This window comes from Nostoc sp. NOS(2021) (assembly GCF_017115025.1).
Lineage (GTDB): Bacteria > Cyanobacteriota > Cyanobacteriia > Cyanobacteriales > Nostocaceae > Nostoc.
In genome coordinates, this window is sequence record NZ_JABXKM010000329.1 from 24,767 (window position 1) to 44,002 (window position 19,236).

16 protein-coding genes and 1 pseudogene are annotated in these 19,236 nt (G+C 43.7%); 12 read left to right on the forward strand and 5 right to left on the reverse strand.

Going from position 1 to position 19,236, the window contains the following annotated elements; all coding sequences use genetic code 11:
* Positions 1 to 217: 217 nt before the first annotated feature.
* Together HWQ41_RS32015 and HWQ41_RS32020 are read right to left on the reverse strand one after the other, a co-directional pair.
* Positions 218 to 871, reverse strand: coding sequence for a hypothetical protein (locus HWQ41_RS32015; RefSeq protein ID WP_292771932.1), 654 nt, complete (start codon positions 869 to 871; stop codon positions 218 to 220).
* 3 nt (positions 872 to 874) lie between these two features.
* On the reverse strand, positions 875 to 1,057 hold the full coding sequence (locus HWQ41_RS32020; protein WP_292771934.1) for a hypothetical protein: 183 nt from the start codon (positions 1,055 to 1,057) through the stop codon (positions 875 to 877).
* Between the two features lie 284 nt (positions 1,058 to 1,341).
* On the opposite strand from HWQ41_RS32020, the gene galE reads away from it, so the two are divergent.
* Positions 1,342 to 2,340 (forward strand): UDP-glucose 4-epimerase GalE, encoded by a 999-nt coding sequence (galE, locus tag HWQ41_RS32025; RefSeq protein WP_292771936.1) that lies wholly within the window; start codon positions 1,342 to 1,344, stop codon positions 2,338 to 2,340.
* 410 nt (positions 2,341 to 2,750) lie between these two features.
* Here the strand turns inward: galE and HWQ41_RS32030 are convergent, their stop codons facing one another.
* Positions 2,751 to 3,335: a hypothetical protein gene (locus HWQ41_RS32030; RefSeq protein WP_292771938.1), complete on the reverse strand. Its 585-nt coding sequence runs from the start codon at positions 3,333 to 3,335 to the stop codon at positions 2,751 to 2,753.
* Positions 3,336 to 3,402: 67 nt separating this feature from the next.
* Entirely contained in the window at positions 3,403 to 4,650 is a 1,248-nt protein-coding gene (locus HWQ41_RS32035; protein ID WP_292771940.1) for a sulfite exporter TauE/SafE family protein, read from the reverse strand.
* A 291-nt stretch (positions 4,651 to 4,941) separates the two neighbouring features.
* Here HWQ41_RS32035 and HWQ41_RS32040 point away from each other — a divergent pair, with 291 nt between their 5' ends.
* The 11 genes and pseudogenes from HWQ41_RS32040 to HWQ41_RS32090 all read left to right on the forward strand — a co-directional run bounded on the left by HWQ41_RS32040 (position 4,942) and on the right by HWQ41_RS32090 (position 16,564).
* Positions 4,942 to 6,441 carry an NACHT domain-containing protein gene (locus HWQ41_RS32040; protein WP_292771942.1) on the forward strand — a complete coding sequence of 500 codons (1,500 nt, stop codon included), beginning with the start codon at positions 4,942 to 4,944 and terminating at the stop codon, positions 6,439 to 6,441.
* Positions 6,392 to 7,225, forward strand: coding sequence for a hypothetical protein (locus HWQ41_RS32045; RefSeq protein WP_292771944.1), 834 nt, complete (start codon positions 6,392 to 6,394; stop codon positions 7,223 to 7,225). The genes HWQ41_RS32040 and HWQ41_RS32045 overlap by 50 nt, the downstream gene beginning before the upstream one ends.
* A 6-nt stretch (positions 7,226 to 7,231) precedes the next feature.
* Positions 7,232 to 8,593: a S8 family serine peptidase gene (locus HWQ41_RS32050; protein ID WP_292771946.1), complete on the forward strand. Its 1,362-nt coding sequence runs from the start codon at positions 7,232 to 7,234 to the stop codon at positions 8,591 to 8,593.
* A 15-nt stretch (positions 8,594 to 8,608) separates the two neighbouring features.
* Positions 8,609 to 8,989 carry a hypothetical protein gene (locus HWQ41_RS32055; protein ID WP_292771948.1) on the forward strand — a complete coding sequence of 127 codons (381 nt, stop codon included), beginning with the start codon at positions 8,609 to 8,611 and terminating at the stop codon, positions 8,987 to 8,989.
* Positions 8,990 to 8,998: 9 nt separating this feature from the next.
* Positions 8,999 to 9,145, forward strand: a pseudogene (locus HWQ41_RS32060) (O-antigen polymerase); the annotation flags it as partial.
* Between the two features lie 76 nt (positions 9,146 to 9,221).
* Positions 9,222 to 10,949, forward strand: coding sequence for a hypothetical protein (locus HWQ41_RS32065; RefSeq protein ID WP_292772031.1), 1,728 nt, complete (start codon positions 9,222 to 9,224; stop codon positions 10,947 to 10,949).
* A 386-nt stretch (positions 10,950 to 11,335) separates the two neighbouring features.
* Positions 11,336 to 11,734 (forward strand): type II toxin-antitoxin system death-on-curing family toxin, encoded by a 399-nt coding sequence (locus HWQ41_RS32070; protein ID WP_292771950.1) that lies wholly within the window; start codon positions 11,336 to 11,338, stop codon positions 11,732 to 11,734.
* Positions 11,735 to 11,868: 134 nt separating this feature from the next.
* Positions 11,869 to 12,939, forward strand: coding sequence for a M28 family peptidase (locus HWQ41_RS32075; RefSeq protein WP_292771952.1), 1,071 nt, complete (start codon positions 11,869 to 11,871; stop codon positions 12,937 to 12,939).
* 237 nt (positions 12,940 to 13,176) lie between these two features.
* Positions 13,177 to 15,258, forward strand: coding sequence for a TonB-dependent receptor (locus tag HWQ41_RS32080; RefSeq protein ID WP_292771954.1), 2,082 nt, complete (start codon positions 13,177 to 13,179; stop codon positions 15,256 to 15,258).
* Positions 15,259 to 15,435: 177 nt separating this feature from the next.
* Positions 15,436 to 15,732: a hypothetical protein gene (locus tag HWQ41_RS32085; RefSeq protein WP_292771956.1), complete on the forward strand. Its 297-nt coding sequence runs from the start codon at positions 15,436 to 15,438 to the stop codon at positions 15,730 to 15,732.
* Between the two features lie 442 nt (positions 15,733 to 16,174).
* Complete coding sequence (locus HWQ41_RS32090; protein WP_292771958.1) at positions 16,175 to 16,564, forward strand: hypothetical protein; 390 nt, start codon at positions 16,175 to 16,177, stop codon at positions 16,562 to 16,564.
* A gap of 107 nt (positions 16,565 to 16,671) precedes the next feature.
* On the opposite strand, the gene ptsP is transcribed toward HWQ41_RS32090, so the two are convergent.
* On the reverse strand, positions 16,672 to 19,182 hold the full coding sequence (ptsP, locus tag HWQ41_RS32095; protein WP_292772033.1) for a phosphoenolpyruvate--protein phosphotransferase: 2,511 nt from the start codon (positions 19,180 to 19,182) through the stop codon (positions 16,672 to 16,674).
* Positions 19,183 to 19,236 lie beyond the last annotated feature (54 nt).

Consider the following 19,236-nt stretch of genomic DNA (forward strand, 5'->3'; position numbering starts at 1 on the left):
TTTGTGCCGCTACGCTAACGCCCGAAGTTAAGCGAAATAATCCTTATGTTATGTCTAAGGCTTCGGCGTGAGCGCTACTTCTCTACGAGAGGCTGCGCCAACGACATAACTCAGTACAAGTCACTCGAACGGTAAAAAGCGATGCAGGTATGGTGGGCGACCTAATTCAACCCTTTACCCTTTGCCCTTTGCCCTTTACCCCTCTTGTTTGTCTTTATTACCGCTGAACACGCAAGAACCTGTAAATTTCAAAGAGATAAGTTTCCCAAGTTCTGGTTGTAAATTGCAACGTTTCCGCATTTGGTACAAAGTCTTCAAGTCGTAAACCGCGTGTGCGAATATCTTGAGGACTTCCTTGTAATAGGTAGGGAGGCACTCTCAAATTATAAGAAAGAATGCGATCGCCCGTCGCATCTGAGATGTTTGCTGTGGTGGTTGGTTGCCCTAATGCCACCAGTGTCCCAGATGTTGGTGCAGCAGTTGCTACATAAGTTTCACCTGTCATTGCTAGAGGTGCCCGATAAAGTAAATAAGCGACTGCTGGCGTACTTGCCAACAGCAAAATCGTCAGTGCCCAACCGATTAAGTATCCTCCTGGTTTCTCTATCCCGCCTCCTTTAATTCTCTGAGATGCAAAAATCATCAGTAAAACAGAGGCTCCTAAAGGCTTGAGTGGAAAAGACAACATCCTCGACAACGACGCTACAGCTGGTTCATTGGGGTTAACAAATGATAGGGCTATGATTACCAAGATAACCACTAAGATCAATCGCCCTACGAAAGTTCCAGAGGGATAAAATCGCTGGAACAGAGAATATACGATAGTGCCAATCAGCAGCCACAGCAGTACCCGACTTAGCAATAGAAACATAGATTAACTCTCAAATTTTCTGGTGCGGTGAGCCAGTGTGGTGGTGAGGCAGTCCACCTTTATAGGGGTTTCCACGCCACCTGCTTCTCCTGTCAAAGACGCTCTTGCTAGCTTGCTTCGATCTAGGAGTACAACCAAGGGAACCCAAAGCAACGCAGTGGCTCCCCAAGAGGAATTGCTGTACATGGTTTCCCTGCATAAAACAACTAGCGACTTCTTAGCGTTAGCGACGCTAGGAGCGTCACCCGTAAGGGTCAACCTAGAGGTTTCGGGAAATGGATTTATTTTATTGTCAAATTGTAATCGCACTGTTTGACTTAAAATACCTTAAACCTCACACCCAAAGACTACCGTCGTAGTGATTTTAGTGCAATTTTTTGACACTGCGTCTATTATTTATAATTTTCCAGAAGAGTAATGTGGCACCGGTAAACTAAATTAATTGAGTAATCCACTCAAAAGGAAAAACTATGTCGCCTGGAAAGCCTACCATTTTGGTAACGGGGGGAGCTGGATATATTGGTTCTCATACGGTGCTTGCTTTGAAGCAAGCGGGTTATAACGTTGTCATACTTGATAATCTGGTCTATGGACATCGTGACCTGGTAGAAAGGGTTTTACAGGTAGAACTGATCGTAGGGGATACAGGCGATCGCGCCTTGCTCGATCACCTATTTAAAACCCACGATATTGCCGCTGTGATGCACTTTTCTGCCTATGCCTACGTAGGAGAATCGGTAACTGACCCGGCCAAATATTACCGCAATAACGTCCTTGGTACTTTCACCCTGTTAGAAGCGATGCTGACGGCATCTGTGAAGAAATTTGTCTTTTCTTCTACCTGTGCCACCTACGGTGTACCGGAATTTATACCCATTCCAGAAACCCATCCCCAAAATCCGATTAATCCCTATGGCGCTACAAAACTAATGGTAGAGCGGATTCTCGCTGATTTTGATGTTGCTTACGGTTTGCAATCAGTGTGTTTCCGCTATTTTAATGCTGCTGGTGCTAATCCCAGTGGCTTGCTTGGCGAGGATCATAACCCAGAAACCCATTTGATTCCCTTGGTGCTGATGACAGCTTTAGGCAAACGAGAATCCATCTCAATTTTCGGCACCGATTACCCCACGCCCGATGGTACTTGTATTCGCGATTATATTCACGTTAACGACTTAGCAGATGCCCATATTTTGGGATTGGAATATTTATTAAAAGGTAGCGATAGCGAAGTTTTCAATTTAGGTAATGGCAGCGGTTTCTCTGTCAGAGAAGTAATTGCAGCTGCCGAACAGGTAACAGGACTTTCGATACCAGTAGATGAACGCGATCGCCGTCCTGGCGATCCCCCAATTCTCATTGGCACTAGCGAAAAAGCCAGAACAATCTTACGCTGGCAACCTCAGTACCCATTCATCAAAGATATTGTCGCTCATGCGTGGCAGTGGCATCAACAGCGACATAAGTAACAATTCAAAATTCAAAATTCAAAATGACGCTCTCTACGAGACGCTAAAAGCGAACGCAGACTCGCTAACGCTACGCTAACAAAATTCAAACATTTTAGACATTTTCAGACGGGGATTTAAACCCCGACTGAAACTGACGCTACCTGTAGAGCTAGGGGTCTTAAACCCTTTGATTTACGATAAAAGTTAGGAGTTAGGAGTTAGGAGTTAGGAGTTAGGAGTTGGGAGTTGGGAGTTGGGAGTTGGGAGTTGGGAGTTGGGAGTTGGGAGTTAGGAGTTAGGAGTTGGGAGTTAGGAGTTAGGAGTTGGGAAATTTTAGATTTTTCTTTGAATCCAAAATCCCAAATTCAAAATCTAAAATAGTTAAGTCTTGAATTCATAACTCTCAACTCCTCACTCATAACTCCTAACTACTCCCCACTCCTCCTCATACTTTGCAGGACGACAACTAAGATGCCAATAAATCCGAGGATTGGCAGGGCGATCGCCCAAAGTGGTAATTTCTGAGATTCACCCTCCACTAAATCACCATTGACATCTCGCAGATTTCGTGTACCATCTGTAGAGGCACCTGCCACAGTAACTTCAAATTTGAACTTAAACGGTTTGAATCTTGCCCCAGAAACTGGTTTACCATTTAGTTGCAACTCATAAATACCTGGCTTGGGAAAAACAACTTCCGCACCTGGGACACCTTGATAGCGTTCAGCTGCCACAGGTTCTAACGCTGGTTCTAGGAGTGGTGGCTCTCCGGCTGCATAGGGTTTGGCATAAACAGCCAACTGACAATTACACTGTGACAGAGGAATCACCTTTCCACCTCTGCGGGTAAGTGCAAACCAGGCTTGAGAAGGTTCTCCAGCACTGGGATTATCATTTGGTTCAATGTGGAGGGTGGCACCGACATCTGCGGCTACCTCAACCTGATGAGCAGCAACAGGGTAAAGATTAGTTATTGATATAACTAAGGAACTCAGGAATAATAAATACTTCATTCTTCCTTTGTTTAGGTAATGTCTCTGTTCTTGACTTGTTGAGATGGAGTCAAAAAACAAGGATGATTTACCGCGATTTGGTTGGGGGAACATAAAACTTTTCTACGGCTAACTTTGACCAAAAAAAGCGCGAACGTACTAGCAAGACACCGAGGGTAACAATTCCCATAAGTACTGCCGCTAATTTATTTCCCCAAGTTGATTGTAAGGAACCCAGGTAATGGGAACCAATCAACACAGCATGAATAGCACTCAAGAGCAAGGCTGGCACACCCAATAGATGAATCTGTCGCCAACGCTTGCCCAAAGATTTCTGCAAAGATTCCCAACTAGTAAAAGCGGCGGGGGACATTAATACCAATGCTACAGCACCCGCAGCCATACCCCACTGAAATTCTGGCGGCATAAAATCAAAGGCGGCAAAATTCCATTGCAATGAGTGTTCCATCATGTGGGCGGTGTGAACCACAGAAAGCACAAAAGATCCCACTCCCAAGCCCCGGCGGTAACGCAGTGGTGATGCCCACAAGCCACTAATGGGACGCGCAATTAACGCCAAAATTAAGCAGATTAACGCGGCGTGTCCGGTGTAATCTACCATTGTGTCACCAGTCCGCAACAAGGTGATCGCGCCAATGATCAGTGTCACCCAACCGCCTAATCGAAATAACTGACTGCGCTTGTCTTTACTTACCAATGATGTGGAAACGCCTACACCTAACATCGTGGGGAGAGTTCCCAAGCCAAAAGCCAGCATAGTTGCCCCACCCATCCATAAATTGCCAGTTTCAGCAGCTTTAATTTGGGCAGCATACAGGAAACCACAGGGCATTAAACCCCAAGTCATCCCTAAAAGCATTGGTGTCCACCATTTGGCTTTTAAGGAAAGCTTAACCATTCCGGTGCTGAGGCGATCGTGTAAACTACCTTGTAATAGGGGATGTAACACGGGAATGCGCGGCAGCAAATCGGGTTTTACTTGTCCTAAGCCAAACCAAATCAGCATTACACCAGTTAGAATTGCCATCCAACGCCGTAAGTCGCTGCCAACACCCGCTAGCTGTCCACCTTGCAGCAATACCGAACCCAGCGCCCCAATGCCAGCACCGACTAGAGCATAGCTCAACATCCGCCCCAGGTTTAGCAGGATATGAAATTTTAATTGCTGTTGCCAAGTGTCGGGCTTTTCTAAAGGTGATGTCTGTTTCGGCTGATGAGACAGGGAAAACGCCACCGTTAGGGGGCCACACATCCCAAAGCAATGCCCAAAACTCCCCAGGAACCCCAGGATTGCGATCAGCAACAAATCTACCATAAAAAAAGTCCTGAGTTCTGAGTCATGAATCCTGAGTGTCAGAATAAAGATTTTGAAGAATTAAGAAGAAATTGTTTTCTCTTTTTCTTTGCTCAGTACTCAGCACTCCTCTAGTGCGGCAGTGTAAGTTAAGTTGCGATCGCTGTCAAAAGACGAACTGTCAAACTTGATGTTCACTCTAGGGAAGTGGCAAGGGTAGTTGCATAATTTCCTCTTCATATAACGTCTTAACTTTGGCTCCATGCCACAATGTTCTTTGGGCAACTTAGCAAGATAAACTAAAAACTCAGTATGCCATCCTCAGTCGATGATCAGGTTTTAGACTTTTATGCTACGCTTTTTGATCTCATATTCTCTAAGCCTTTCCGTGGACGAATATCTGAGCAAAGAAGGCTGAAGCCTGTCATTCGTCAGGTCGAGGCTGCGGCAGATGCAGCATCGTCGTCTTTAACTCGTTTTTTTCTGAATCAAAAATTGAGTGAAGCAACTGTTGAGGACATTTTGAGAGGCTTTGCGGCAATAGGTGAGTTACTAGAATTGGAGAACATTGCCAATCCTAACGTCACCACTGAGGAAATTGTTGAAAATGTGCTAAGTCGTCTGCCTTGTCCGCAGACAGTTCAGCAGACATATGGGCCTGTCTATCGTTTAGCACTTTACACCGTAGTGCAGGTGTTAATGCTAGTTGGGCCTGTCATGGCAGAGTGGCAAAAGCTTAAGTTCTCCAGCACCTTTGAGTTACCTGGGAGAGTAGTCAACAAACTCAATGAAATCAGTAACCAAATTGATGCTCAGGGTAAGTCAGGGCAAGCTGGAGCAGATGAGAGTTATGAACTTCAGTACCGTGACTATCTGCTGCAACGTTTCCATCGGGTTGAAGCGGGAACAGTGCGAATGACCACCAATTTAGATGTGGACTTGCGTGAGTTATTTGTCATGCCTCGTGTAGTGGTGCGAAAACTTTCTCAAGAAGCAGATGATGCGGAGGCTGATGCTTCAGTATCTTTGATGAGTTTAGCAGCAGCACGTCGGCTCTATGGAGAGCGCAATAACTATGATGAAATGCTCCAGCAAAGAACAAAAGGAGAAGAACCAGAGGAGAAATTACCACCTACTGCCCTTGAGCAGGTGAAATGTTCAGATCGTAATGTAATCGTTGGTTTGCCGGGTGCAGGAAAATCTACTTTTTTCGAGTGGTTGCAAGTCAAACTAGCTTCAGTTGAAGAAAAGTTTATCTTGGGGGATCAGCAAGCAATTCCACTACTGCTACGGGTGCGGCAACTCGATTTGCAGAATCTACCTAGAGGGGCAGCTTTAATTGAAAAGGCAACTGCCAGTAAAGACCGGGCTGATTTGATGCCGGATGGTTGGATTGAGCGACAGATGCAAGCGGGTCGTGTCTTGTTTATGCTGGATGGTTTGGATGAAACAGAACCAGAACTGTGGGATAAGTGCCTGATTCCCTGGTTATTTGATTTGTTAAAAAGATATCCAAAATGTCACTATCTGATTTCGTCTCGTCCTGTAGGCTATCCGCCTGGTCTATTTGACCAGCAGAAATTCATCGAGTGTAATTTGTTGGACTTTAATGAATCTCAAATCCAAGAGTATACCCGTCACTGGTGTACTGCTATACGTTTAGCTAGGAATGAGTCTGAAGCTGAGGCACGACGTGAAGGTGAAGGAGATGGCAACCGGATTGTTGAGAATTTTCAAGGTCAATACAGAGTCTCTATCTGCGGTGCTGACAGAAGCCTATCTCTCAGGAGGTTCAGAGCTAGCCCAAGATAAAGATTTGCGTCGGCGAGTATTAGAACGAGTCGCGATCGCGCCATCAGGTTCCTTTGTAATAGAACCATTAAGTCGATTTCCACAGGAGGAAGTTGCGCCTATTGCCAATGCACTGGTTGGTTGCATTAGAAGCAACATTGGTCTAAGTGAATCTTACGCATTCTTAAATAGATATCCAACAATAGTAAATGTAAATCTTTTGTTGCAAACATTACAAGCATGGCGGAGTATGACTCCACTCCAAATCTCAGAAATAATTTACCTTCTGCATAGGTTGGCATCTGATGAAATATTAGCTGAGATAGCAAAAATTACGGATTTATACACTTCAATTGGTCCCACTTTCAAAAATAGTGTAGTTTACTATTTTCAGGCAGAAATTGCTTTACTGGGGTTATCAACTTGTGATTTTTCAAACAGGCAAATTGCAGATGGGTTTGAGGCAGTTTTTCTCATAGTTATGAATGTATTTTCTAATTCAAAAAGTTTTTCATCGTTCACTTTAAGTTCAGTTGCAGACCTTTTATCAGGAGAACTAACTGAAGTACTGACTTATCAAAATCTGAAAACAAAGCAGGAGTTGGTATTCTTGGCAAGAAAATTGGCCACCCATCTTAAGAGGGTCAAGGTGGAAAAAGAACCAATAGAAACTCGTGGGAGAGCCATAAAAGCCTTAAACAATTGGGCAAATTTACTTGAAGGCGTGAAACCTGAAGAAAAAACATCGCGTAAGTCTGCATCCATTAAAACCCAAACTAACAAATCTAAACCTAGAAAGAGGTAAATTACCTTGAGTACTGAGTCAAAAATATCCCCTGCCTTTGAGCAATTTCTTGCCGACACTAGCGAAAATGATAAGCGAGATGCAATTGTTATCTACCAAGCACCGCCAATTGAAGGTTTACCCTTACGTGGTCGCTTACGAGAACTAAAACGACGATTAGATGAAGTAAAAGAACAGGCACAACTTCAAAAAGCAGTTGAACAAAAGGTTATCGCTAACTACCAAGAAGCTAGCCGTGATTTGGGTTACACAAAGCAACCGCTAAAAACCTCCTCTATCGGTACTGGTACACTGCCTGTAGCCACTATCGAAGTTACTCGCAAAACCCTTAAAACTTTAGCCGCACAACCTGGTGTTGTCGCTGTTCTCCCCAATCAAAAAATTCACCTCATCCGACCTCAAAAAGTTGAATATTCAGCACTGATTGAGCAGGAAAACCAAGATAATCTGACTTGGGGCTTAAAACAACTTGAAATCCCTCAACTGTGGCAAAAAACCAAAGGACAAGATATTAATGTTGCAGTCCTTGACACAGGGGTTTATGCTGCTCATTCAGCCCTCAAAGATCGTGTCAAAGATTTTATTGTTATCGATCCACTGGGACGACGTATCAAGTCAGAGCCACCCTTTGACTGTGGGCAACATGGCACTCATGTTTGTGGAACGATCGCAGGTGGTCAAACTACAGAAGGTATTTCTATTGGCGTTGCTCCCCAAGCAAATCTGTTTGTTGCAGGTGTATTGATTGGCGATGCTACCTTGCGAACCTTAATGGAAGGAATTGCTTGGGCAATTGAAAAAGGGGCAGATATTATTAATATGTCTCTGGGCTTGAACTACTATGAGCCTCTGTTTGCCGAAATTCTGGAAATCTTGCTCAAACAGTATGGCATTGTGCCTGTGGTAGCCATTGGTAACGAAAATCACGGTAACAGTAGTTCTCCTGGTAATGCTTACAATGCTTTCTCCGTGGGTGCAGTGGAAAAAATTGAGCCTAGTGGTGTTGATGTGAGCTTCTTTAGCAGTGGTGCGAGTCTTGTTTTTCCTGGACAACCAAATAATTTGGTGACTAAGCCTGATATTGTTGCCCCTGGTTCTCAAATTTACTCATGTATTCCTCCCACCAAAGGCCCCGACGGTACTTATGAGTACAACTTTATGGATGGTACTTCGATGGCAACTCCTCATGTTGCAGGAGTCGCTGCTCTATTAATGGCAGCAAACCCAACCGCACCCGCAACCGATATAATAAGAGTACTCAAAGAAACTGCTTATCATCCAAATGGTTCTCCACTCCGACCTTGTAACCGCTGGGGAAATGGATTAATTCAACCTGTTGAGGCATTAAAAATACTCACCCAAATATAACTGGGGGTAAGCACGATGCATAGGCTTGATGCACCCAATCCAAACAAAGTTAGCCCTGAGTTTGCATCTCGGTTAACCAATCTTGAACCTCAACAAAAAGTCCGTGTAATTGTCTTACTTCAGGTTCAAGATGCTCAAAGCTTGGCAAATAAGCGTCAATCGCCTAATGAGCGCCAAGCCGTAATCCAAGCTGTGCAGAAGTCGGCAGAACAGGCTTTAGGAAACATTATTGGAATTATCCAAAACTTTGACGGGCGATCGCTGACCGAACATCCTGATTTGTTCGGTTCGATTTCACTTGAAATTACAGTCGCTGGTGTCAATGCCTTGGCTGAATCTGAGGCAGTTAAAGCTGTAATAGAAGATCAATCTATTTACCCAATATCCAGAAAATAAGCAAAATAATCACCTTACCAGAGCATTGAGGCAGTAGCGATCGCCTACCTCGCTTTTACTTTCACCTGGTTCGAGTGTGCCCAATTTACGCATCTGGCTTGGTGGTCACTCAGTTTCTTTGGAGTATCCCATTGTCTTGAAAAAACTGCACCTTAATCATGCTGTAATCATCTGCTTATTGTTTCTGCTAGGCAACACCCAGTCTCAGCCAGAGTCAGAATGGACGCCACAAATGTCAGCAGAATTTCAGCAGCGTTCCCAAGCAGCAATTACTCAACTCGCAGGTAAAAACTATGGGAATACAGCCTTCGAGAACGAGAAGAGATCCTACCCCAGAGCAATGATTGACTTTCTTGCAGGTCATCGAGAAAAAGCGATCGCATTTCTGCAATCAGAAGACGCTGATGCTCAAAGAAATGCTCACACCTTGGGAATTGACTTTTACTCTGGTTTTACTCTCAAAGAGCAAGTCCGCAAATACTTCTACTTTGGCAAATATCTTGACCCCAACTATCGCCAGCGCATGAAGAAAGCGATGGCGATTTTGACTCAAAAAGACCCGCTCACACGTACCTTTCCCAAACCTCGCAAATTCTGGGAACAGTCAACCGATAACTGCAATACTTGGGTAGACTGCCGCAATACTGATAATTTAAAAGCAATGCGGGAAGTAGCTGTCTATTTGTTTGCTGAAGAAACTGGGAACGAAGAGACACGCAAAATATATAAAGAGCGCATCCACCGCAATGTTCGCACTCTCTACCAAATTGGACAAGGAGAATGGGATTCGGAAAACTACTTGGGACACGCTGTTACTACCTATGTAAATCTTTATGACTTTGCTCAAGATAAAGAGGTAAAGTCATTTGCTAAATCTGCACTCGATTGGTTTTTTACTTCCGGTGCGCTGAAGTATTGGCGGGGTGGATTTGGTGGGCCAAGTAAGCGCGATTATAATCAGGGGAATTGTGTTTGGTGTTCCCTCGCTACCCATGAATTAGGGTTGTATTTTGGTGATTCACCCTTAGCAGATCCTAAGCCAGACTCCGATGAAGTACACCTATTTACTAGCAGCTACCGTCCTCCTTTAGCTGTTGTGGCTTTAGCGCGTAAGCAATTCCAAAAACCTGTGGAACTGCTAAATTCTAAACCAACTTACGAAAACTGGAAACCTGGTGGAGACAACGCACCTCAGTTTTACGAAACCCTCTATTTTGGTAATTCCTTCCAGCTTGGCACATTAGCTCAAGGTTCTGGCGGGGATTGGAATGGCTTTAAGTTAATGGCATTTAATGAAAAACGCGGCGTTGATTACTTTATTGTGTCAACAGGAACAGACTCTACTAAAATATCTACTTCTTCTATCGGTGGTGATAACATTGCTCAGTACCGCAATTTGGTTATTTGGCTCAACGATAAACCCAAAGCGCCATTTCAATTTTTCTTGCCCAAATCTGTTAAGTTGGAAACCCACAATGGTGTAACTTTCATCTGTTACGAAAAAACATGGTTGGCGTTAACACCAATCAATTTGAAGATAGAAGGAATTAACGTAACAGCAACGCAGAAAATTCACTCAAGATATCCCAATGACCAAATTATGACTGCGATGGGTACTGGAAAAACAGTAACCGGATTTGCTCTAGAAGTCGGTGAACAGGAAACCTACGGCAGTTGGGAGCAGTTTCAGCAGTCTATACTTAAGAAGTCACTCTTAAACCTAAAGCAGGTTAATAGGGAAGTGGTTGAGTATCAAGGGGTTTTTGGTCAGGTAAAACTCCAATATCAGGGTTTAGGTTTACCAAAAGTTTGGCGCAATGGACGCTACCACGACTGGCAAAAGTATTTTGCTGTTTACCAAAGTGCTGATGGTAATAAAATCCCAATTTATCTGGGATGGAAGGAAGGTAAGCTCAGAGTTGAGGCGGGTGGGTATCGCTTCCAGAGTCAAAGCAAATAATAGAGAACTTACGCATTGACAAAAAACATCATTTATATATTTTAGATAGTGCTATCATCGCTAAGGTTATCAAAAATATACTCACGTACAACTAAAGTGGCCTGACCTAATTAGATGAGGTATATTGGGCTTAGGACAAATAAATTAAAGCCATAATCACTGGCTTTTTTGATCATGCAAACCTTGAGACTTCGTAAGATCGGAAACAAATTGATACCATCTTTTCAAAGTCTAAAATTTAGACGTAGTAAGAATGGGGTGCTTTTCGTTGTGAAACATTCTCGTAATCTTCAAACCACACCTGACAAGTCTGAATTTAAAAAGGCTATGGAAGCTTATCAAAAAGTAAGCAGTAAGTATAGAAATGCACTTCGTGAGCTAGCTAAGTGAATGATATTTTTTGGTTGAGTGAGGCAGTCATTAAAGCTATGCACGAAGAACAACTAGCAGAACACGGCGGACTTCCAGGTATAAGAGATAGAAATCTGCTTTTAGCTAGTTTAGATAGACCTAAAAATTTATTTGCTTATGGTGAACCTACACCAACTGTTTTTGAGTTAGCTGCTGCTTATACTTTTGCATTTGTAAAAAATCATGCATTTATAGATGGTAATAAAAGGGTAGCTTTCGTTTCGATGGCTACCTTTCTTATATTGAACGGGTATTCTTTAGAAGTGCCAGAAGAAGAAGTTGTATTAATGATAAAAAGACTTTCAACTGATCAAGAAACTCAAGAGTCGATCGCAGATTGGATTAAAGAAAATTGTATTAAAATAGACAATTAAGCTGATTGCAAAGTGACTTTGCAGGTTGATTTAAGAATTTAGGAAACCAAAATATTAAACCCTTCCTCGCAATTCTGGAAAGTTCTGCCTGGGGATTCGCGCTACCCTAAGTCTGGAAGCCAAGGATAAATCACATGAAAAAATGGATTTGGCTGATGCTGTTGGTGCTGATGGCAGTTGCGGTGGTGGGTAGCAGAGGTAGCACGTTTTTTGAACAGCGTCCTTCACCAGCAATTGTTGAGCGCATTCCAGTGGAAACACCCCAACCACAGCCAGAGTTAAAAAAAGTTGACAGTGTGCCCCAAGTGTCTACTGACAAGCTGTTAACCCATATCCAAAAGTTGAATTTTCAGCGCTACACAACAACAGAGCGATCGCTTACTCGCACTTATATCACAACTGAACTGAAAAAATTAGGCTGGAAGCCCAAATTGGAAAAGTTCTCTGACGGTGTGAATATTTTTGCCGAACGCCCAGGAACTAACAAAGCCGCTAAAGCAATTCTCGTAGGAGCGCATTACGATACCGTCGCCTTATCCCCTGGTGCTGATGATAACGGTAGTGGTGTAGCTGTGGTGCTGGAAGTAGCCCGGTTGCTTGGTTACCGTCCCACACCACGGACGTTACAGCTAGCTTTTTTTGACAAAGAGGAAGCAGGACTTTTGGGTAGTCAGGCTTTCGTGAGCAAGACATCACGCTTGCAAAACTTGGGCGGAGCGATCGTCATGGATATGGTGGGTTATGCTTGTTACACTGCTGGGTGTCAAAAATACCCTGTGGGGTTGCCTGTTACCCCACCTAGCGACAAGGGCGACTTTTTGGTAGTAGTCGGTGATACAGAACATTTGCCTTTGCTGAATGCCTTTCAAAACTCACAGATGCTCCCCTCAACCGCCGGGAATAAACAGGAATCAAATCTGCCACCAGTCCTAACACTGCCGATTCCTTTTAAAGGTTTACTGACACCAGACACCCTACGCAGCGACCATGCGCCATTTTGGTATCAGGGTGTGGGTGCTGTGCTGGTGACAGATACCGCAAATTTACGTACTCCGCACTATCATAAACCTAGCGATGTTCCAGCGACTATCGAGCGATCGTTTTTCACAGGATCAGCACAGATTGTGGTCAATACTACTACTGCCTTGTTAGAGAAAAACGAGGTTTTGGAAACTCAACCACCAACCGGAGTGAATAATTCGTAACAGGACTTACGCAACTGGCGACCCTATTCCTAACTTATCTCTTCACCTGAAGTCAGTTGTAAGAGCTTTGGGTTATTCAACCGCATTCTCACCTTGACGCAGATTCAGATCCCCGACTTCTTTAACAAGTCGGGGATCTGAATCTGCGTAAATATGACAGCGTGTCTTTTGACACGATTTTACTATTACAGCAACAATACTACGTGGTGACTGTTTTTAGTTGGTGTGAAAGAGAACGTGAAAAAGTATTTTTTATTGCTACCAGTTGCTTTACCGAGTTTACTGATCGCGTTTCCTGCCTTTGCCGAGGATATTGAGATTAAGCGGAGAAACACCGATATATTATCAGATATTCCAAGTTTGAGTGAAATCGAGCTACCCGTCACTGATGCCGAATTATTAACTCAACAATCTGCTCCGAGTGAAGTTAATCCAGAAACTCAGCCAAAAACAGAGCAAACTCCGAGCGATGATCCAGACATTACCATTGAAGCGATCGCAGAACCAGATAACCTACCTCAATCTACTCCAACTTACGTAATTGATCAAGAAGAAATTAAAAAGCAAGGCGCTGCAACTTTAGCCGATATTTTGAAAAGAATGCCTGGTTTTGCGATCAATGATGTCGGTCATGGTGCAGATATTCACACAGGTACATACTATCGGGGAGCCTCAATTAATCAGTCTGTTTTTTTGATTAATGGCAGACCAATTAACAATAATGTTAACACTTATCATGGTGGAACCGATTTAAATAGTATTCCTGTAGAGGCCATTGAGCGAGTGGAATTATATAGCGGCACAGCCTCCGCTTTGTATGGTTCCTCAGCTTTTGGGGGAGTGGTGAATATCATCACCAAGGAAGGTTATGGCAAACCTAAATTGAGTGCTAGTGCAGAATTTGGCTCATTAAGTTTAAATAATCAACAGGTGAGCTATGGTGGTTCATCTGCTAATGTCAAGTACAACTTTAGCTTTGAAAGATTCTTTACAGATAACCGTTATCGCGTCCCCGTAGGTGCAGCAAATCGTGATATTCAGGGGTTTTTATCAAATGCAGACACAGCTACAAGTACCTACTTTGGTAGCATTGGACTAGATTTAGATCAGAAAAATTCTTTGAATTTAGATGTTACTAAACTCAGCAGTCGTCGCGGCTTAATTTATTTCGGGTTCCCTCTCCAAAGAGATAGATTAGACCACGACGGTTTAAACGTTGGTTTATCTTGGAAAACTCGGCTAGGTAATGGGGAAAGCTCCAATATTACAACCTCAATTGGTTATAACCAAGATTATTTTAGCACCTATGGCCCTACAGGAGCATTTTACCGTACAGGAGCATTAGATACACAACAACTCACAGCCAGGGTAGATCATGAGTGGAAAGTTACTTCCAATAACAAATTGCGCTGGGGTTTAGATTTGAAAAACACCGACTTAATCGGTGATGTTTTGAGTACAAATCCTAGTAGTATTGCCAAAAACGAAACTGAAGATCGGAGTTTGTTCAATACAGCTTTATTTGCTGTCAATACTTTGAATATTGGCGAGAATTTTCTGATAGATTTAGGGCTAAGGCAAAGCTTTGACAGCCAGTTTGGAAATTATCTTAACCCTAGTGTTGGGTTACGTTATGTGGTCACACCAATAGTAGCAGTGCGTGGAAGTTGGGCAGGGGGACAACGCAATCCTGGGTTAGATCAGTTGTATGTTTATGATACAGTTCATGGTTGGGAACCTAATCCTGATTTAAGACCGGAAACTGGCTCTACTTGGAGTGCAGGAGTAGATGTCAATTTTTCGGAAAATCTGATTGGACAGTTTACTTACTTTGGTAATAGTATAGGCGATCGCTTGGGAGTTATCGCCGGAAAATGGGCAAACATTGGATTAGTAGATACCAATGGTTTAGAGGCTGCATTGCAATTAAAAATTGCGGCTGGCTGGTCAACTTTCCTCAACTATACTTATACAGATTCGCAAATAAAAACAGGCTCAGAGAAAGGTTTACAGTTAGGTTTAATTCCCTATTCTGTACTTCAAAGTGGTGTAGGTTATCAAAATGCAGGTTGGCAGGCTAACTTGTATGTTACTTACAATAGTGGCGCTCGTAGATCCATCTTCGCTAACCCTGGTGACAAGCCTACAGATTTTGCACCTTCTTTCGTGAATTTAGATTTGAGCGGTCGTATACCTTTAACTAGCAATTTAGGACTGACAGTTTATTTAGAAAATCTACTGGGTGATCAATATGAACGAGTTAATCGCATATATAGCCCTGGATTTACTTTTCGTGTGGGTTTAAGCGCCAATTTTTAGATATTTAATGTAGAGATTTTGCAATGACAAAATCTCTACATTATTGGGATAAGTAGTATTGTTTGAGATTATTTAAACAGTTTTTTGGTAAAGACGATGCACCGCCATACAATATGGTGCGTTAGGCTAAAGCCGTAATGCACCCTACTTAAGATTTACTTTTAATCCAAAATTGCTATGAGAGCCAGAATTGAAAATAAAATACTTTTTATCCACCACGAAGATTTGCCAGAGTTTAAGAAGGGTGGTTCGGTGGTGAGAAACTCTTATTTCTGGGCGCTACGTTCAATTGCTGGTCAAGCTTCGCGTTATCGTGATTGGGAATACGAACCGGAGGTTTGGCTAGCGCTTTCACGAATGCTTTTGTCGTTTGCTGAATCTGGGTATTTGGGTCTTAGAGAAACCTTGCTGGAGTTTCCTTTTTCTCAAGGGGAAATTCCTAATGTGCTGCGAGATGTGTCCACTTTTGAGTAGGGATGCATAGCTTTTGCTTGCGGAAAACACCAAAATGAGTAAGTCAAATGCCATTTGGTGAAAGCATTTAAGTATTTTGATAAAGCAATTAGGCATTTTGATAAAGTAACGCAATGTGCGACTTATTCTTAAAACCCCTCTCCAAACCTCTCCCCGAAAGGTCGAGAGACTTTGATTCTTGCTCCCCAACGCTAGTAGGGAAGGGGTTGGGGGTTAGGTTGGAGAGAAAGTTGCACACAGCGTAAAGTAATCAGCAAATATACCTGACGATTAAAAATTGCGGCTGCATACTGCTGTAATTAATATTACATTATCAAAATAATCCTAGCACTCATCGGGCACTCAAATGAGCTTCAATCCGTCACAATTAGCCATCATGGACAAACCCTAGTTAACAGTAGTGTTGAAGCAAGGGTAGTTGCAGTTAGTGTAGGAGGACAACGTGAAAATAGCGATTATTACTAAAACATTAATTACATCCATCGGTTTGTTAGCTTTATTTGCCCCAAATAAAGCATCGGCTCAATTGATACCGCAACCTTGGGTTTCAGTCGGTGGAAAAAATGGTGATATAACTTATGCTGTAGGAGCTAGAGCTTTGAATTTCGGGGTTGAGCTAGGAACTGGCCCTGATGGTGCTACAGGAGTAGATGTTTTGAAATTTATCAGTTTGCCTGTCATTTCACCTTATGTAGGAGTTGGACTTTATTCAGAAGATAAAGGTGTTGCAGTTTCAGGTGGCGTTCAGGTAAGTGCTACTAATAACGTTTTTGTTGGTGCTGGTTACAATTCTATTCGTGGCTTTAACGGGCAACTGGGAATAAGATTTTAACTAATTCGTAATTCGTAATTCGTAATTCGTAATTATTGGCGAAACACTCGCGCGTAATGGTCTTTCTTGGTGGTCTTAAATTAGGAATTATTAATTATGAATTAGTATTACGTAGGGGGAATAACCAAAGTCGAGATTAGCTCTCTGACATGAACTGCGGAATCTTGTTGTAATGCTGATGCCACGATCGCTTCACTTTCAACTATACTTAATCGAGCGATCGCCTGCTTCACTCCAGGTATACTTTGAGGATTCACGCTCAATTCATCCAGCCCTAAACCTAGTAAAATTGGTGTTGCTAAAGTATCTGCTGCCAATTCTCCACATAATCCTACCGAAATCCCCGCCGCATGGGCAGCTTGGATAGTTTGCTGCACCATTCGTAACACTGCTGGATGTAGCGCATCAACTAAATTTGCCACGCGGGGATTAGTGCGATCGCTAGCCATGATATACTGGCTGAGGTCGTTAGTCCCTATACTAAAGAAATCTACTTCAGCGGCTAACTGATCAGCGATCGCTACTGCTGACGGTACCTCGACCATAATTCCGACTTTCATCGCTGCATCAAAGGAAATACCAGCTTGATTTAATTCCGCCTGCACTTCACCCAAAATTACCTTAGCTGCACGTACCTCGCTGACAGTGGCAATCATCGGCAACATGATCTTAATTTGGTGTTCTACACTGGCTCTCAAAATTGCCCGCAACTGAGTTTTGAAGAGTTCTGGATGATCTAAACAGAAACGAATTCCCCGCCAGCCTAAGAAAGGGTTAGCTTCTGGAAAATCTACTCTCAGATAGGGAAGTGGCTTATCACCACCGACATCTAAGGTACGAATAATCAGCGGACGATGATCTAAAACTTGGGCGATCGCCTGATACACTGCTAGTTGTTCTTCTTCAGTGGGGGCGCTTGTCCGGTCGAGATAAAGAAACTCAGTGCGGAGTAGTCCCACGCCTTCTGCACCGCTAGCCACAGCAACTTGGACATCACTTATACTTCCAATATTGGCGAAGATGCTAACTTGCCGACCATCACGAGTAATTGCTGGCTGGTGTGCCGTAGTTCGTGCTTGGTGTTGGGCTGTTTGCCAAGCTGACTGCTTTGCTGCCAGCAAATCCAGGATATGTGATTCTGGTTCCACCCAAGCTCTGCCACTTTCACCATCAAGTGCCATAAGTGTACCATTTGCCAAGCGCAACACCTGGGCATCCACTCCCAAAACTGCGGGAATACCCAATGTCCGGGCGATAATTGCACTGTGGGAAGTGGCACTCCCAGAAGTAGTACAAATCCCCAATACCTTTGTCGGATCTAGTCTAGCGGTATCTGAGGGGGTTAAATCAGTCGCCACTAAAATCGCCGGTCTCTCAAGATGCAGATTAGCAGGGGCATTCCCAGCTAGTAATCGCAGCACTCTTTGCCCGACATCCACAACATCGACAACTCGCTCTTGCAGGTAAGAATCTTCAAGGGTGTGGTAGGAAGTCGCTACTTCATCTACTACGGCTTGCCAAGCGGCTTCCGCATTTAGATGGTGTTTTAAGATGCGCTCTTTAGCCGCTTCCAACAATACTGGATCTTCTAAAAATAGTAGTTGGGCGTCAAAGATGGCGGCTTCAGCGTCACCAATTTGAAGAGATGCTTGTGAGAAAACTGCTTGAATTTCTTGTCGGGCGGTGTGGATTGCTGCCTGTACTCGTTGCCACTCTGCCTCTACATCCTCTACGTGGTATTGCGTAATAGCAATGTGGGTGGGTTGATAATGAACAACAGGTGCGATCGCTACTCCTGGAGAAGCTGCAATTCCCAAAAGTTCGCCGTGAGTTGCTGGGGTAACTGTATGGTGAAAAGCTGGTGGATAATTCAAGGCAGCATTATCTTCACCAAAGTTATTTGCGAATAATGCCTGTAATGCCGCGATCGCTTCATCTGCATCAAAACCGGTAGCAGTAATCACCAGTTCGTGTCCTTGACGCACCCCTAAAGTTGTGACTTGGTTAATACTGTCACCCCTGACTAGCTCAGTATTTCTCGTTAAATTCTGCACCAGAATTTGGGATTGAAACCGGGCTGCGGTTGCCACAAACTGCGCTGCGGGACGGGCGTGTAATCCTAAGCGATTGCTGACAATCAGCCGGATTTCTCGCCTTGGTGATTCTATATTGGTTGTTGTTGGGGTGACAACTGACAACGGACTACTAACTACACCCAATTGAGTTGCTTTTGCTAGCAGTGCGCCGCGTGCTTCCGCCATAACTTGGTGAATATCTCTACCCGCCGCCGCCGCCACCACAGCAGCGATCGCACCTTCTACTAGAGGTGCTTCACACAAATGCACTTTCTGCTGCTGTGCTTCTGGCAAAAACTCTATTGCCATTTCTGCACTCAGCAAAGCACTACCCAAATCCATCAACACCAAGACACCATCATCAGAGAAAACAGAAGCGATCGCCTCATAAACCTGAATGGGATCTGTACCCAATGGATTTTCTGGATCTTCAATACCTGCTGCAACAGCGATGGAAACTTGGCCCTGAACCATCTGCGCGGCGAGTTCCCGCACACCCAAAGCTAGTTGTTTACTGTGAGAAACGATGACAATTCCGACCACTGCCACACTGTCAACCTTGTTGAGAGGTTTGCGTTTAGCAAGTTATCCATTTCA